Genomic DNA, 14,213 nt, shown 5'->3' with positions numbered 1-14,213 from the left:
CCATGGCGGATGCGGGCGATACGGACGCACTGATGATCGCGGCGAAGAAAGCCTTCGCTGCGCCTTTCGGCGCCGTCCTGAAGATCGCGCCGGACAATGGCTGCCCGCTCTGGGTCGACGGGCGCCAGAACCCGCCGCAGATTTCCTCCGATGCGCCGGGCGGCCTGGAAGCGGATTGCCTCTGGCGCGGCGCGCGCGAGGCGTTGGTCCGCGCCATGTCGGGCGCGCGAGCGTTTGAAAGCGCCTATGTTTCGGGCCGCGTCGCCGTGTCCGGCGACATCAGCGTCATGGCGCGACTCACCCTCGATGAAAGCCGATGAGCCGGTTCATCGACATCGCCGGCAATCCTCTGCCCGCCAATGCAAGCATAGAGGACATCCCGGCGCCCGACGGCGCGAAACTGCGCGCCGCGTTTTTTCCGGCGGAACATGCGCGGGGCACAGTTGTGCTCGTGACGGGCTGGTCGGAATTCATTGAAAAATATTTCGAGACGGTGCGCGACCTTCAGGATCGCAGGCTCAACGTCGCCATGATGGACTGGCGCGGCCAGGGTCTTTCCGATCGCGACAGCCCCCGCGCCGTCAAATGGAACGGCTATTTCGAGACGCTCAAAGAAGACTTGCGCCATTTCACCGAGCGTTATGTAAAACCGCGCTTTGCGGGGCCTTACATCCTCATGACCCATTCCATGGGCGGGCTCCCCGGCCTGATGCTGCTCGCAGAAGGCTATGAAGGCTTTTCCCGCGCGGTTCTGTGCGCGCCGATGACGCGGCTTTTTCCGGAAACCAAAAATAAGGTGATGGCCTTCGCCGCGGCGGCCGCCTGCACGCTGGGACTTGCAACGACGGAAACGGCGCGGTCACGCGATCACTCGGAGCTTTTTGAAGGCAACATTTTCACCAGCGACAAGACGCGCCACAGCCGCTTTCGCGATCTGAAACTCGCCGCGCCCGAGGCGACATCGACGACGCCGACCTATGGCTGGGTCAATGCGAGCATGGCGGAAAGCGCGAAAATTCATGCGCCGGGCGCCCTATCCGGCGTTAAAGTTCCCGTGCTGATCGTCTCCGCCGGAAACGAGCAGCAGATCGATGGCGGCGATCACAAGACTATCGCGGATGGGAGCGACATGATTTCCCTGGAAGTCATTCCAGGCGCGTTGCACGAAATCATGATGGAGCGCGATTCCATCCGCGCGCTCTACTTCAAGGCGTTTGACGATTTCGTCGCGCCCACCCTGAACGGCTGAATCTTATGCCTACTTACAGGGGCTAACGAAATCTCCGGAATCAAGTCCCGCCTGCGACATCTCTCGCCTCGCGCCTTCGGCGCCAAGCTGTACGCAATCGAAAACCAGAGGCAGCGGGCGGGCGTGCAAAATATCAGAGCCATCCTGCAGTTGCATATGCAGATGCGGATAAGCGGTGTCGCCAGACAGACCCAAAGCGCCGATGTAATCTCCGGCCTTGATGCGCTGGCCTGGCTCGACCTTCAGCGAACCGGCCTTCAGATGCGCCAACACCAGATAAGCCTCATCTATTCGCAAAATAACGTAATTTCCGAGACTTGCATTGTCGCCATATGAGTCATACGCATCGGGCTTCATTACCCGCCCGGCGCCCGTCATGACGCCTTCCGGCATATCGCCGCGCATATGCGCCACAACGCCGTCGGTAGGCGCGTAGACGGCGCGGCCATAAGCCGGCCAATTGGAGAGCTCGCTGTAATCGCCCGTCGCGAGTTCACCCGAGACCGGGTCGATTGCGGTCAAATCGAGCGCAAAACGCTGCGTGATGCGTTGCATGTTAAGCGCCTGCGCCGGCGCGCTTGTCAGCGACACCCGCCGGTGATGAGCGAAAAGATCGTTTCCGGTAAAGACATAGGCGCCCTCGCCTAATGGAGGGCGTTTCATTACGGGCCCGTCGAACCGGCTTGGCTGAAAAGACGCTTCAAACGAGCCTCCTTCATAGTATCCGCGCAGAACAACGCGGGCGACGGCGCCGGTAGCATGAAGATCGGGAAACGGATTGAACAGATGCAAGTCGTCCCCGGCCGGAATAACACGATCCGGGAGCATGGCGATCGCGCCTGGCAAGCCATTGCCGTCCATAATCCGGCGCATGAGGATACGGCCTTTTTTATCATACAGCCGCAAATCCAGATAAGTGAGATGCGCGTCCTTGTCAGACCGGTTTTCCAGTATCAGGTCGAAATTCAATCTCAGCGCTCCGCGCCGGCGTTCCGTATAGACAGTCTCCGGCAGAATGCGGCTTACGCTCACGCCGCCTTCGCTTTCGACCGCAGACGCTGGAAACGCTGTGGATAAGGGCAACATCGCAGCGGCAAGCTTGACCAGACTGCGTCGTCTTCGCTGCGCCATAACCATTCCGCCCGCCTCAATATAAGCCCGGATAATTACGGTAAGCGCCTCATGGTCCGCAACCGTCCACAAGACGACGTGTTCGTTTTACACGATGAACGGGCCAAACGCGCCCACTGTCTCTCACAGTCAAAGCCGCCGGAAAATTCTAATAATCCGGAAATTCAGTATACTGCGCCTGCAGGAATGCGACGAGATCGATGAGCTCGCTCACCGTCAGCTCGTCATTGTAATTGCGCATTTTTGATTCGCCGTCTTCGGAATAGGCTTCCGAACGATAAGCGCGGGCGATCCTGTGCGAAGGGTTGATGACCGATGTCACCAGCTGGCCATAGGTGTCCACGGTGGTCTTCATGCCGCCGATGGGCACGGTGTTTTCAACTTCGAGCCCTTCCCGCAAAGCCTCCATGCCATCGATCACATGACAGCTTGCGCATTTCTTATCGATGAAGACCTGGCGGCCCGCCGCCGCATCGCCGTCCGGCAAGCGAAAGCCATGACTGGAAGTCGGCCGCAAATCGCAGCCGGCGATCGCTATTGTACAGAAGAAGAGACACAATGAGCGCCGTAACATCGCTGCCTCACGAGACTGCTGCAAAAGAATGTTATTCGCCGGGCATGTCAGATTTGTAACAACGCAGCGCCGAACAGCCCCCAAAGCGCCGCACCAAACGTTTTGGATTGCCGCGCAGATAGGCGAATTGAATGACCAGCAGTTGACAAGAATCACTGTTTGCGCAAAAATTTGCGCAAATAGTGATAAGGTTGATAATGGACGTTCTTTCGGAGAATCTCTTTGGGCTGCAAATGCGGCGTGTCTCCGATCTTATCGGCGAACAGGGACGGGAGGTTTTCTGGCGTTCCGGCATTGCGCTCGACGCAAAGCTGATTTCGCTGGTGATCGCGCTTTATGAGCAGGACGAACAAAGCTCCAGCGAGCTTGCCGCCTTCACCGGCCTGTCGCGCCAGCTTGTGGAATCCCGGCTCAAAACTTTGGAAGCCGAAGCTTATGTGAAATCCGCAGTGAGTAGAGAAGACGCCCGAAAACGCGTCTTTTCCTTATCCCGGCGCAAGCGCGCCGAAATTGAAGAAGCCGTCGACATGATGCGTGACTTTGAAGCGGTTTATGACGCCTTGTGGCGCGAAATCGGCGTCGACATGAGCGAAGCCGTCCTGAAACTCGAACGGGCGCTTCACGCAAAACCCTTGCTCGCGCGCCTTTGTCAGGAATTCCCGCAATATCAGCAGGATTTGAAGGTCAGCAGCCATGACCGTTAATGCGGAAATCCTTCTCCTTGTTCTCTTATTGATCTCCGGCTGCGCTACGGCCCCTTATCAAACAGCATCCGCCCTGCAGCGCGCAGAGACAGCTGCGGCTATCGTGCGAGAGACATACGATCCCGCAGGTCCGGGCGCGGCCTATCTCCTTTCGAAAAACGGCGATGTTCTTGTTGCCGGCGCCGTTGGATACGCCAATCTCGAATGGGACGCTGAAATGAAGCCCGATACGCCGGTTCGCATCGGGTCCCTTTCAAAACCAATCACCGCCGTGATGGTCTTGCAGCTCGTGGAGGAAGGCCTTGTCGAGCTTGACCGGCCCATCGCCGCCTATGCGCCAGACCTGCCGGATCAATTCGGCGCGGTCACTCTACGCCAGCTTTTGAGCCATCGTTCAGGCCTTGCGGACTTCCTTTCCGATCCGGCGCTGATGGAGCATATCTGGCTTCCCATCACGACGGATAAACTCATCGACCTCGCCCGGGATGCGCCGGCTTCTTCTCCCCCTGGAACGAAATATGAGTATGTGAACTTCAATTATGTTTTAGTCGCGCATGTCATCGAGAAAATCACCGGGCGGCCCTACAGGGATGCAGTTGATTCATTTTTCGACGAGACCGGCATGACGAATTCTCACTTCGACGCACATGACGCCATCATCGAAAACCGTGCTGCGGCGTATGAACTTCGAGACGGCGGCGTCTTCAACACGCCGGGTCTTGATATGTCCCATGTGAGCGCCGCCGGCGCCCTCCTCTCTTCCGCAGAAGACCTGAATCGCTGGATCATGCTTTTGACGGCGGAAGAGCTTATCGGCAGGGAAAGCCTCGATATGGCTTGGACGCCCGAGCCTCTGCCTGAAGGCGAAGCAACGGCTTATGGCCTTGGATTCAATGTGCGCGAGTTTTGCGGCGCTCGTACGATCTGGCACACGGGGCTCGCGCCGGGCGGACAGGCCTCGTTTATGCTCGCGCCGGAGAAAGGCTTGTTCGCAATTGTGCTAAGCAACGCCTACAACACGCCCAACACGGGCAAGCTGACGCGGCGAATGTTCGCGATGCTGCTGACCGGCCAAGCGGATGCGCCATGCGCCGCTGGTTAGGCGTCATCCTTTGAGCAATTCGAGCGCCGCAGCATGCAGCTCCGGCGTCGCCGCCGCGATCAGCTCGCCTTTTTCATCTGTGCCCGGGGCTTCGCCCTGCCAGTTGGTGACGATGCCGCCGGCGCCTTCGACCACGGGGATGAGCGCCGCGTAATCGTGGCGCTGCAAACTGCTCTCGATGACAATGTCGAGTTCGCCGATGGCGAGAAGACCGTATGCATAAGCATCGAGGGAAAAGCGTGCAACGCGCGACGCCTTCGCCACCCGCGCAAAAGCGGCGGCTTCGGCGTCCGAAAAATAGCCGCTCGCCAGCGGGTCGGTCGTGGAAAGGCGAGCCTTGGCGATGTCCTTCAGCCCGCTTGTTTTCGCGGCAACCGTTTCTCCGCATCGCGTGTAAAGCGTTTCGCCGCCGGCGCCGATCCAGCGCTCATCCGTGAAGGGCTGGTCGATAAGACCAAGCACGGGCGCCGCATCATATTCCAGCGCGATCAACGTCGCCCAACTCGCCGTCCCGCACATGAAGGCGCGCGTGCCGTCCACAGGATCGAGCACCCACCGCCAGGCCTCTTCTCCCTTTGTTTCGCCGAATTCTTCGCCGAGAACGCCATGACGCGGATAGATTTTTTCAATCATTCGCCGCAAGGCGCGCTCCGCCTCGCGGTCTGCATCGGTGACGGGATCGAACCATGGGCCCGCCTTGTTGAAGATCGTCGTCCCTTTACGGAAGCGGGGAAGCGTTTCGGCCCGCGCCGCATCGGCGAGACGCGCAGCGAAGCCGGAAAATTCCTTTAGATCATGTGCAGAAAAAATCATGGCGCGGGGATCATGCTGATCGCCGCGCCATGGCGCAAGCAGGAAGTTCTCGGAGGGGATTGCTTGATTAACTGCCAGAGAGGGCGCGCGCCAGATCAAGCAACCGGCGTCGCGGTTCTTCGTCAAGCTGGTAGTAGTAACGCACAAGATCCATTGTTTCTTTTTCGTCGAGCAGACCTTCGGCCGGCGCTTCGGCGAAACCGTATTCTTCACGCAGATTGATATCGAGCTTCGGCTCGGCGCCGTTCATGCCTTCGAAGAAATAGGTGATGGAAACTTCGAGCGCTTTCGCCAGCGACCAGAGCCGCGAAGCGGAAATGCGGTTCGAACCGCTTTCATATTTCTGAATCTGCTGGAAGCGGATATCGACCGCCTGCGCCAGCTTCTCCTGGGTCAACCCGAGCAGACGGCGGCGCTGCCGCAGCCTCCGCCCTACATGCACGTCAATTGGATGCGCCATTACTCTAAACTCCACACCGCGACCCCCGCACGCTCACTTCTCGCGCGTTGTCTGAATGTGAGAGCCCCACGCAAACCCCGTGCCGAAAGCGTGAACCCGAATAAATCCGTTCGCCTAAAACGGGCTTTTCACGCGCAAAGGATGTGCCTGCGTCCCGGCCGAACGCGGTAAGGAGGCGCCGCCTGTGTCAGGCTGGCACAGATCAGCAGGGCTGACGGCGCGGTCAGTCGATCATTTTCGCCGAGCGAAGCCAGAAATTTTCATCGAAACCGGGCGTTTCGAGATTGGCGATGAACTGGCGCGAGGCCGCCTCCCAGGAGAAATTCTCCGCCCAGGCGCGGCAGGCTTGCGGGTCGCGGTTCTCGTAGGCGGTCAAGCACGCCTTGGTTAAATCTTCATCCATGGCGCCGCAGCCCGCCGGCGCGCCGTCGAGAATTTCGAGCGGCCCGCGCACAGGATAGGCCGCGACCGGCACGCCGCAGGCGAGCGCCTCGACATTAACGAGGCCGAACGTATCGGTGCGCGATGGAAACACGAAAACATCCGAGGCCTGATAATAGCGCGTCAGCTCATCGCCATATTTCGGGCCGGTGAAAACGGCGTCCTTGTATTTTGCTTCAAGTTCTTCGCGCTGCGGCCCGTCGCCCACTATGACTTTCGTGCCGGGCAGATCGGCTTCGAGGAAATCCTCGATGCTTTTCTCAACCGCAAGCCGGCCCACATAGAGGAACACCGGACGTTCATGCTTGTCGAGCAGGGAGCGGTCGCCGGGAACGAACTGCTCGAGATCAACGCCGCGCGCCCACAGCTTCATATTTGTAAAGCCGCGCTCTTTCAGCTCGGTGATCAGGCCCGGCGTCGCCACCATCATGGTTTCGCCGTCCTTGTGAAAATCCTTCAGGATGCCGTAGCCCCAGCTGGTGGGCACTTTCCAGCGTTCATTGGCGTATTCGGCGAAGCGCGTGTGAAAGCTTGTCGTGAACGGATAGCCCCGGCGCTTGCAGAAGCGGCGCGCGGCGCGGCCGATGGGTCCTTCGGTGGCGATGTGAATGGCGTCCGGCTGAAAGTCGTTAATCATCTTCGCGACCTTGCGGTTCGGCATCAGCGACAGCCGGATCTCAGGGTAGGACGGCAAGGGCACGGATCTGAATTCGTTGGGCGTGATGTAGAGAACTTCATTGCCGAAATCGGTGAGAATTCGTCCCAGGGTATCGAGCGTCCGGACGACGCCGTTAAGCTGCGGCTTCCAGGCGTCGGTGGCGATGACGATTTTCAGCCCCTGCTCGCCCTTGGGCATGTCGAACATCTTTTTGGCCCTGGTCAGCCGGCCGACCCCGGAGCCGAGACGGCGCAGGGCGCTTTTTTTCTTTTCGATGGGTTCAGCTTGGGGCTGAGGCTGCTTCTGGGGCTGCGGGGGCTGGCTGTCGCTCATGCGGGGGCACCTGTCTGAAGGCGGCGAATAACATCGTTAAGGAGAGCGCGTGGGGTACGGCGCCGGAGCCAATTTGACAATCTTAGGCGCCTTCAGGGAGCTGGATTTGGCCGCTCTTGCCCTATGAGCATTCGCAGGCTGTGGAAAAATTGGCTTAAGCGCTTGATTTTCCTTCTGAGTTCAGCCGATTTTCCTAAATAGAATGCTGCGTCGCAAAAATTTTTGTTGCATCGCAATAATTGTTGGTGTTATAAATGGTTTTGCAGTGCTTTGGCGCTGCTGCCCAGTTCTTGGGCGTTTCCTCCCTAACGACTTTGGCCGCGGCTCTGCCGCGGCCTTTTTTCTTTTCAGCCGCCAAGACATTGATTTTGGGCTATTCCGCCGCCTGGGGCAAGCGCAGATCGTCGGCGTCAAACGCAGTGAGACGCTCCATCAGGGAGATCATGTTCCGGCGCAGGGGCTCGAACCCGTCGGTGCGAGCAATCCGGCGCTCATCAAGATAAAGCGACCGGTTAATCTCGATCTGAAGGGCGTGAACGCCGTTTCTGGGCCGGCCATAGGAAGACGCCACATAGCCCCCGGCGTAAGGCGCATTACGCGCTGTCTGATATCCCATGCCGGTGAGAACATCCTCCACAAACCGGATGATCGACGGGGCGCAGGAAGACCCGAAACGGTCGCCCAGAACGAAATCGATGCGCGGCTCGCCCGCCCGGAAGGGCGCACCCCCGGCGGACGGCATGGAATGGCAGTCGATCAGGATGGCGCAACCGAACCGCGCCCGCGCCTGATCGATCAGCTCGCGCAGCGTGCGGTGATAGGGATCGTAACAGGCGGCGAGCCGCCCTCTGGCGTCGAGATAGTAAAGCTTGCGCCCGTAAATATCCTGGCCGTCGGCGACGATCCGCGGGATCACCCCGAGCCCGGCGATCACCCGGCTCGACCGGCTGTCGGCGGTCTTGGGAACGTCATCTGCGAACATGCGCGGGTCGATCTCGTCCCGGGAACGGTTCACATCCACATAGGCCCGGGGGAACAGCGCCCGGAGCAGAGGCGCGCCGAAATGCGGCGCCTCGTCAAAAAGGAGGTCCACATAGCTGTCTTCAGACTGGCGCAAGGAGTGCCGGTCGAGCCGCGAGTTGCGCAGCAGCTCGCCCGGATAATCCCGGCCGGAATGCGGGGACGCGAAGATCAGCGGCGACTGAAGCGCCGCCGGGGCCAGCACCTCGACCGCCCGCCGCGCCTGAAACCGGCCTTCTTTATCCATGTCCTGCGTCATTGCGGCGGCAGGCTCCCTCAGACTTGAATTCAAAACGACTTTCGGCATGTTAGCGTGAAGTTGCAGGATTCGTTAAGGCCATATTGTTAATGCCCGCTTCAACGGAGCGGTTTTTGCAGAATTCGGAGCCGAGCACCGGATCGGGCCTGGCCGCGATCCCCATATAGGACACTGACACCCCTAAGGGTCGAAACATTAAGGGTTAGCGTAAATGGCGGCGATTCTACTGGCGGAAGATGACGACTCCATGCGGCGGTTCCTGAAAAAGGCGCTGGAGCGGGCTGGGCATACGGTGATCGACGCCTCGCAGGGGGATGAGGCGTTGACCGAGTTGCAGCTGCGCGAATTCGACCTTCTGCTCACCGACATCGTCATGCCGGTGATGGATGGCATCGAGCTCGCCCGCCGGGCGACCGAAATCGATCCGGAAATGAAGATTATGTTTATCACGGGCTTCGCCGCCGTGGCGCTCAACGCCGCCAATCAGGCCCCTGAGGACGCCAAAGTTCTCTCCAAGCCCTTCCACCTCAAGGACCTCGTGCACGAAGTCGAGCGGGTCGTCGCGGCCTGACTTTTAAGGACGGTCGCAGTCTTGCGCGGCCCGGAATTTCCCGTTAGAGAGCGACCCCTTCGACGCGGGGGCCTCCCCCGCCTCGGGCGCATAGCTCAGGGGTAGAGCGCTACCTTGACATGGTAGAGGTCCGTGGTTCGAAACCACGTGCGCCCACCATCATCAGCCTTAAAGCGAATTGCCATGCAATCGCCTCCGGCAATGGTGATTTCCAAGCTCCATGACACCCTGACGCCTAAAGACCGTTTTGTTCCGGCCCTGTTTCCGGCTGGTGAGGATCGGCGTTTGCATCGCCGGAAGCCTGCCGTCTCAGCTCATCGGGATCGTCTTTTTCGCCGGGCGTTGCCGCCGCGTCTGCACGCGGCGCTCCGGATAGCGGCTCTGTCATGGCGCGTTCGTCAACGAGCGGCGGTTCTTCGACCGCGTTGCCTGCGTTTGCAACAGGGCGCCGGTCAACCGATGGATCCCCGGTCACCGCGGAGCTGAACGCGATAGCCATAGCAACGATCAGAATGACCGCAATGAGCGCCAGCGTTTGATATCGGGAGGTCATAGGATCAAATCCTTTAGCGCCAGCGCTGTATCAGCCTGGCTGTATAATGAAATTCCTCCCGCCGATTGCGTTTTCAAGACTGTTTCCGGATGAAGTTTTGTTCATCCGTATGGGTCCTTTTTTGGATCCCGATTGTAACAAAACTTGATTTACAGCGCCCATTGCGCGCCTTACGCGAGAAGCTCATCTTCAGCGCGCAACAACAAAAGGGCGGCGCGGCCGTCCGGCCGCTTTCCCTTTAAGGACAGTCATATATGAAATTCGCCCTTATCGCAGGGGCGCTGGCGCTCGCCTCAACGGGCGCAGCCGCGGCCCCGGCCAAACAGCAACCAGAGCAGACAAAAGCGGCACCCAAACACGGACCCATCATCATGCACCCGGTCACGCTCTATAATGCATCGACAATGACGATCATCACCAAGGCGGACATGGACAGGAACAGCCGCAATCGAGTGCAGATCACCATGACATCCAAATAAAGCGGCGTTCCGCCGGGGTTTACCTTAATGGACGGAAAATTTCCCGGCCCTTTCCGCCCGTTTGCCGCTGATTTTCGTCTCTCCTTGCTTCAAACCGCGCTGAGCCGTGTTAGACACCCATGACGGGAATGCCAGCGGCGCAATTCTTGCTGCGTTGCGCACATTCCCCGGCTCAAGACGGCCCGGTTACGGCGGCAAGGAGAGACAGATGAGGCTTATGGTTACCGGCGGCGCCGGCTTTATCGGATCGGCTGTGGTCCGGCGCGCGATTGAACGGGGCGACGATGTCCTCAATGTGGACAAGCTCACCTACGCCGCGAACCCCGACAATGTGGCCATGGTCGCCGACAACCCGCGCTATCAATTCGCGCAGGAGGATATTTGCGATTTCGAGACGATGTCGCGCCTCATGAACCAATTCAAACCGGATGCGGTGATGAACCTCGCCGCCGAGACCCATGTTGACCGGTCCATCGACGGGCCCGGCGCCTTCATCCAGACCAACATCATCGGAACCTATTCGCTGCTCGAAGCCGCGCGCGGCTATGTCGCCAAAGGCGACGCGCCGAAGGATTTCCGTTTCCACCATATTTCAACGGATGAAGTGTTCGGATCGCTGGGACCCACCGGCGAATTCACGGAAACCTCGCCCTATCAGCCTAACTCGCCCTACTCCGCCGCGAAAGCATCGTCCGACATGCTGGCGCGCGCCTGGCGGGAAACCTTCGATCTTCCGGTGATCGTGACTAATTGCTCTAACAATTACGGGCCTTACCAGTTTCCCGAAAAGCTGATCCCCGTCGTGATCATCAACGCCCTCGAAGGCAAAACCATTCCGATCTACGGCAAGGGCGACAACATCCGCGACTGGCTGCATGTTGAGGATCACGCGGACGCGCTGCTGCTCGTGGCGCGCGACGGCAAGCCTGGCGAGACCTACAATGTAGGCGGGCGCGCAGAGCGCACCAATCTCGATCTCGTGCACATGATCTGCAAAGTGCTCGATGAAGAGTTGAAAGATGCGAAACATGCGCCCCATACAGGGCTGATCAAATTCGTCGCCGACCGCCCAGGCCACGATCACCGCTACGCCATCAATTGCGAAAAGATCGAGCGTGAGCTCGGCTGGACGCCGGCGCATACGATCGAGGATGGCATGCGCGATACGGTGAAATGGTATCTCGACAATCGCGACTGGTGGGAAAAGATCCGACAGCGCGGCTTCGACACCGCCAAGCGTCAAGGCCTCAAACAAAGCGCCTAAGAAGCGGAGAGCGCCACCATGCGCATGCTGGTTTTCGGCAAAAACGGACAGGTCGCGAAAGCGCTGAAAGACCTCGCCGGCGAGAGCGTTGTTGCGCTTGGCCACGATGAGGCCGATTTAATGCAAGCCGGCGCGGCGCAGGACGCTATCGGCGCGCATCAGCCGGATGTCATCGTCAACGCCGCCGCCTACACCGCCGTAGACAAGGCCGAAACCGAAGAGGATGCGGCCTCGCGCCTTAATTGCGCGGCGCCGGAGGAGATGGCGATTGCGGCGGCTGAGGCCGGCATTCCCTTCATCCACATTTCCACCGACTATGTCTTCGACGGAACCGCCGAAGGCCGGCTCGACGAAAACGCGGCGGTCAATCCGCTGAATGTTTACGGCCGGACGAAACATGAGGGAGAGCGCGCAGTTCTGAAAGCCAATCCGGACGCCGTCATTTTACGCACATCCTGGGTGTTCTCCCAATATGGCGCGAATTTCGTCAAAACCATGCTGCGCCTCGCCAAAGAACGGGATGAACTGACCATCGTCGCCGACCAGATCGGCGGGCCGACGGACGCCGCCGACATCGCACGGGCGATCCTCGCCATCGCCGGCAAGAAACATCGCGGCGCGCCGGGCGCCGGGATCTATCACTTCCAGGGCGCGCCGGCGGTGAGCTGGGCCGATTTCGCCACGAAGATTTTCGAGATCGCTGAAGCGCCCGTAAAGGTTTCGCCCATTAGAACCGAAGACTATCCGACCCCCGCCAGGCGTCCGCGCAACACCATGCTCGATTGCGCCAAGATCGAGCGCGATTTCGGAATCGGTCAGCCGGACTGGCGCGAGGGACTGCGCCGCGTCATCGCGGCATTGAAACAAGAAGGACAAGCTTCATGAAGGGGATCATTCTCGCCGGCGGTTCGGGCACGCGGCTTTACCCGGTCACCCGCGGCGTCTCGAAACAGCTGACGCCTGTCTACGACAAGCCGATGATCTATTATCCGTTGAGCGTTCTCATGCTCGCCGGGATTCGCGACATTCTGGTCATTACGACGCCGGACGACAGCGCCTCCTTCGAGCGCCTCCTCGGCGACGGTTCCGAATGGGGGATCAAGATCAGCTATGCGGTGCAGCCGTCGCCGGACGGCCTCGCGCAGGCGTTCATCATCGGCGAAGAGTTCATTGCGGGCGATAAATGCGCTCTCGTTCTCGGCGACAATATCTTTTACGGACAGGGCCTCACCAAACAGCTTCGCGAGGCTGCCTCGCTCGACAATGGCGCAGTGATTTTCGCTTATCAGGTGACGGACCCCGAGCGTTATGGGGTTGTCGAGTTCAACAAGGAAGGCGACGTCATTTCCATCGAGGAAAAACCGGCGAAACCGAAATCCAACTTCGCCGCGACCGGTCTTTATTTCTACGATGAGACCGTCGTCGCGCGCGCCAAAGAGGTGAAACCGTCAGCGCGCGGCGAGCTTGAAATCACCACGCTCAACGAAATGTATATGAAGGACGGATGTCTTCGCGCGCAGATGCTGGGCCGCGGTTTCGCCTGGCTCGACACGGGGACGCATGAATCGCTTCTGGAAGCCGCGCATTTCGTCCAGACGATCGAGACACGGCAGGGTCTAAAGGTCTCCTGCCCGGAAGAGATCGCCTACCGCTCCGGCTTCATCGACCGCGCACAATTGAAAGCGCTCGCCGAGCCGCTGAAGAAAAATCAGTACGGGCAATATCTCCTGCGGCTTGCAAGCGAGTAAATCTAGTCTTTCTTGACCGTGTGAATGCCGCATTCGGTTTTCGCCTGGCCCGCCCAGCGGCCGGCGCGCGCATCCTCTTCATCCTCGACCTTCGACGTGCATGGCATGCAGCCGATGGAAAAATACCCCTGCCGTACAAGCGGATGCTCCGGGAGTTTGTGGGCGGAGAAATAGTCGGCCACATCCCCGCGCGACCAGCCGGCGATCGGGTTGAGTTTAAAGGTCTCGCCGTCATGCTCGACCACGTCCATCTCGCTGCGAAACGCCGTCTGGTGGCGCTTGCGGCCTGTCGCCCAACAGCCAAAGCCTTTCAGCGCCCGGCCCAAAGGCTCCGTTTTCCGTAGACGGCAGCATTCGTCCGGGTCGCGCATGGAAAGCGTGCCTTGCGGGTCTTCTCGCTCCAGATCGGCTTTGCGCGGCCCGATCACGCGGACATCCTCAAGCCCAAGAAAATGCTGAAGCCGGGAGCGATAACGCAGGGTTTCCCCGAAGAGTTTATTGGTGTCGAGAAAGAGGACCGGCACGGAGGGATCGACCGAGGCCATCAGATGCAGGAGCACCGCGGATTCGGCCCCGAAAGACGAGACGAAGGCGATCCGTGCGGGGAACGCCTCATGGACGGCATGATCGATGATCGCCGCCGCCCCCAGGCCTTTATAGCGCGCGCTTAAGGCCTTCGCTTTGTCCGCCGCCGCCAACATCCATGTTTCCTTGACCGCCGGACCCGGTCCGGCTGCTCGCGCCTGCAAAAAAAAGGCTAGCGGGGGGGCATGCGTGGCGTCAATCGTTCCTTGGCCTGATCCGCAAAACCGGAAGGGGTTGCATTGTGCGCCTCCGGGGCTCTAAGACGGCTT

General features: G+C 59.6%; 17 protein-coding genes and 1 tRNA gene. 10 read left to right on the top strand and 8 right to left on the bottom strand.

Translation table 11 applies throughout. The features are described from left to right. Nucleotides 1–2 precede the first annotated feature (2 nt). Nucleotides 3–320 (top strand): SCP2 sterol-binding domain-containing protein, encoded by a 318-nt coding sequence (locus tag ACQY5P_RS15555; protein WP_428407785.1) that lies wholly within the window; start codon nt 3–5, stop codon nt 318–320. Beyond that, nucleotides 317–1,249: an alpha/beta hydrolase gene (locus ACQY5P_RS15550; protein ID WP_428407784.1), complete on the top strand. Its 933-nt coding sequence runs from the start codon at nt 317–319 to the stop codon at nt 1,247–1,249. The genes ACQY5P_RS15555 and ACQY5P_RS15550 overlap by 4 nt, the downstream gene beginning before the upstream one ends. A 9-nt stretch (nt 1,250–1,258) precedes the next feature. Here ACQY5P_RS15550 and ACQY5P_RS15545 read toward each other — a convergent pair whose 3' ends face one another. Both ACQY5P_RS15545 and ACQY5P_RS15540 read right to left on the bottom strand, forming a co-directional pair. Further along, the gene (locus ACQY5P_RS15545; protein ID WP_428407783.1) at nt 1,259–2,380 is read right to left on the bottom strand and encodes a M23 family metallopeptidase; all 1,122 of its coding nucleotides are present in this window, start codon (nt 2,378–2,380) and stop codon (nt 1,259–1,261) included. Between the two features lie 148 nt (nt 2,381–2,528). Beyond that, nucleotides 2,529–2,867 carry a c-type cytochrome gene (locus ACQY5P_RS15540; protein ID WP_428407782.1) on the bottom strand — a complete coding sequence of 113 codons (339 nt, stop codon included), beginning with the start codon at nt 2,865–2,867 and terminating at the stop codon, nt 2,529–2,531. 284 nt (nt 2,868–3,151) lie between these two features. On the opposite strand from ACQY5P_RS15540, the gene ACQY5P_RS15535 reads away from it, so the two are divergent. Together ACQY5P_RS15535 and ACQY5P_RS15530 are read left to right on the top strand one after the other, a co-directional pair. Further along, nucleotides 3,152–3,658 (top strand): MarR family transcriptional regulator, encoded by a 507-nt coding sequence (locus ACQY5P_RS15535; protein WP_428407781.1) that lies wholly within the window; start codon nt 3,152–3,154, stop codon nt 3,656–3,658. Beyond that, nucleotides 3,648–4,760, top strand: a complete 1,113-nt coding sequence (locus ACQY5P_RS15530; RefSeq protein ID WP_428407780.1) for a serine hydrolase domain-containing protein — start codon at nt 3,648–3,650, stop codon at nt 4,758–4,760. Before ACQY5P_RS15535 ends, ACQY5P_RS15530 begins: the two co-directional genes overlap by 11 nt. A gap of 3 nt (nt 4,761–4,763) precedes the next feature. Here ACQY5P_RS15530 and ACQY5P_RS15525 read toward each other — a convergent pair whose 3' ends face one another. The 4 genes from ACQY5P_RS15525 to ACQY5P_RS15510 form a co-directional block, all read right to left on the bottom strand. Continuing rightward, complete coding sequence (locus ACQY5P_RS15525; protein WP_428407779.1) at nt 4,764–5,573, bottom strand: inositol monophosphatase family protein; 810 nt, start codon at nt 5,571–5,573, stop codon at nt 4,764–4,766. A 67-nt stretch (nt 5,574–5,640) separates the two neighbouring features. After that, nucleotides 5,641–6,033 carry a helix-turn-helix domain-containing protein gene (locus ACQY5P_RS15520; protein WP_428407778.1) on the bottom strand — a complete coding sequence of 131 codons (393 nt, stop codon included), beginning with the start codon at nt 6,031–6,033 and terminating at the stop codon, nt 5,641–5,643. Between the two features lie 223 nt (nt 6,034–6,256). After that, a complete protein-coding gene (locus ACQY5P_RS15515; protein ID WP_428407777.1) occupies nt 6,257–7,465 on the bottom strand; it encodes a glycosyltransferase family 4 protein in 1,209 nt (402 codons plus the stop codon). 373 nt (nt 7,466–7,838) lie between these two features. Continuing rightward, a complete protein-coding gene (locus tag ACQY5P_RS15510) occupies nt 7,839–8,744 on the bottom strand; it encodes an N-formylglutamate amidohydrolase (protein WP_428407776.1) in 906 nt (301 codons plus the stop codon). Between the two features lie 211 nt (nt 8,745–8,955). On the opposite strand from ACQY5P_RS15510, the gene cpdR reads away from it, so the two are divergent. Both cpdR and ACQY5P_RS15500 read left to right on the top strand, forming a co-directional pair. Continuing rightward, on the top strand, nt 8,956–9,315 hold the full coding sequence (gene cpdR / locus ACQY5P_RS15505) for a cell cycle two-component system response regulator CpdR (RefSeq protein WP_428407775.1): 360 nt from the start codon (nt 8,956–8,958) through the stop codon (nt 9,313–9,315). An 84-nt stretch (nt 9,316–9,399) separates the two neighbouring features. Continuing rightward, nucleotides 9,400–9,474, top strand: a tRNA-Val gene (locus ACQY5P_RS15500). A gap of 76 nt (nt 9,475–9,550) precedes the next feature. Here ACQY5P_RS15500 and ACQY5P_RS15495 read toward each other — a convergent pair. After that, nucleotides 9,551–9,868 (bottom strand): hypothetical protein, encoded by a 318-nt coding sequence (locus ACQY5P_RS15495; protein WP_428407774.1) that lies wholly within the window; start codon nt 9,866–9,868, stop codon nt 9,551–9,553. Between the two features lie 254 nt (nt 9,869–10,122). Here ACQY5P_RS15495 and ACQY5P_RS15490 point away from each other — a divergent pair, with 254 nt between their 5' ends. From ACQY5P_RS15490 to rfbA, 4 genes are all read left to right on the top strand, one after another. Then, on the top strand, nt 10,123–10,347 hold the full coding sequence (locus ACQY5P_RS15490) for a hypothetical protein (protein ID WP_428407773.1): 225 nt from the start codon (nt 10,123–10,125) through the stop codon (nt 10,345–10,347). A gap of 208 nt (nt 10,348–10,555) precedes the next feature. Continuing rightward, nucleotides 10,556–11,611 (top strand): dTDP-glucose 4,6-dehydratase, encoded by a 1,056-nt coding sequence (rfbB, locus tag ACQY5P_RS15485; RefSeq protein WP_428407772.1) that lies wholly within the window; start codon nt 10,556–10,558, stop codon nt 11,609–11,611. An 18-nt stretch (nt 11,612–11,629) separates the two neighbouring features. Then, a complete protein-coding gene (gene rfbD, locus ACQY5P_RS15480) occupies nt 11,630–12,496 on the top strand; it encodes a dTDP-4-dehydrorhamnose reductase (protein WP_428407771.1) in 867 nt (288 codons plus the stop codon). Then, nucleotides 12,493–13,359: a glucose-1-phosphate thymidylyltransferase RfbA gene (gene rfbA / locus ACQY5P_RS15475; protein WP_428407770.1), complete on the top strand. Its 867-nt coding sequence runs from the start codon at nt 12,493–12,495 to the stop codon at nt 13,357–13,359. The genes rfbD and rfbA overlap by 4 nt, the downstream gene beginning before the upstream one ends. A gap of 2 nt (nt 13,360–13,361) precedes the next feature. On the opposite strand, the gene ACQY5P_RS15470 is transcribed toward rfbA, so the two are convergent. Continuing rightward, a complete protein-coding gene (locus tag ACQY5P_RS15470; protein WP_428407769.1) occupies nt 13,362–14,060 on the bottom strand; it encodes a phosphoadenylyl-sulfate reductase in 699 nt (232 codons plus the stop codon). Nucleotides 14,061–14,213: the final 153 nt, after the last annotated feature.

The sequence above is a fragment of the Hyphococcus sp. genome, from assembly GCF_965267305.1.
Lineage (GTDB): Bacteria > Pseudomonadota > Alphaproteobacteria > Caulobacterales > Parvularculaceae > Hyphococcus.
Note: the sequence above shows the minus strand (reverse complement) of the source record. Positions and strands in the feature narration are given on the sequence as shown.

What these genes read in the sequence shown, in the direction of transcription:
- ACQY5P_RS15555 (WP_428407785.1), top strand. Translation starts at nt 3, where the DNA reads ATGGCGGATGCGGGCGATACGGACGCACTGATGATCGCGGCGAAGAAA.
- ACQY5P_RS15550 (WP_428407784.1), top strand. Translation starts at nt 317, where the DNA reads ATGAGCCGGTTCATCGACATCGCCGGCAATCCTCTGCCCGCCAATGCA.
- ACQY5P_RS15545 (WP_428407783.1), bottom strand. Translation starts at nt 2,380, where the DNA reads ATGGCGCAGCGAAGACGACGCAGTCTGGTCAAGCTTGCCGCTGCGATG.
- ACQY5P_RS15535 (WP_428407781.1), top strand. Translation starts at nt 3,152, where the DNA reads ATGGACGTTCTTTCGGAGAATCTCTTTGGGCTGCAAATGCGGCGTGTC.
- ACQY5P_RS15530 (WP_428407780.1), top strand. Translation starts at nt 3,648, where the DNA reads ATGACCGTTAATGCGGAAATCCTTCTCCTTGTTCTCTTATTGATCTCC.
- ACQY5P_RS15525 (WP_428407779.1), bottom strand. Translation starts at nt 5,573, where the DNA reads ATGATTTTTTCTGCACATGATCTAAAGGAATTTTCCGGCTTCGCTGCG.
- ACQY5P_RS15520 (WP_428407778.1), bottom strand. Translation starts at nt 6,033, where the DNA reads ATGGCGCATCCAATTGACGTGCATGTAGGGCGGAGGCTGCGGCAGCGC.
- ACQY5P_RS15515 (WP_428407777.1), bottom strand. Translation starts at nt 7,465, where the DNA reads ATGAGCGACAGCCAGCCCCCGCAGCCCCAGAAGCAGCCTCAGCCCCAA.
- ACQY5P_RS15510 (WP_428407776.1), bottom strand. Translation starts at nt 8,744, where the DNA reads ATGACGCAGGACATGGATAAAGAAGGCCGGTTTCAGGCGCGGCGGGCG.
- cpdR (WP_428407775.1), top strand. Translation starts at nt 8,956, where the DNA reads ATGGCGGCGATTCTACTGGCGGAAGATGACGACTCCATGCGGCGGTTC.
- ACQY5P_RS15495 (WP_428407774.1), bottom strand. Translation starts at nt 9,868, where the DNA reads ATGACCTCCCGATATCAAACGCTGGCGCTCATTGCGGTCATTCTGATC.
- ACQY5P_RS15490 (WP_428407773.1), top strand. Translation starts at nt 10,123, where the DNA reads ATGAAATTCGCCCTTATCGCAGGGGCGCTGGCGCTCGCCTCAACGGGC.
- rfbB (WP_428407772.1), top strand. Translation starts at nt 10,556, where the DNA reads ATGAGGCTTATGGTTACCGGCGGCGCCGGCTTTATCGGATCGGCTGTG.
- rfbD (WP_428407771.1), top strand. Translation starts at nt 11,630, where the DNA reads ATGCGCATGCTGGTTTTCGGCAAAAACGGACAGGTCGCGAAAGCGCTG.
- rfbA (WP_428407770.1), top strand. Translation starts at nt 12,493, where the DNA reads ATGAAGGGGATCATTCTCGCCGGCGGTTCGGGCACGCGGCTTTACCCG.
- ACQY5P_RS15470 (WP_428407769.1), bottom strand. Translation starts at nt 14,060, where the DNA reads ATGTTGGCGGCGGCGGACAAAGCGAAGGCCTTAAGCGCGCGCTATAAA.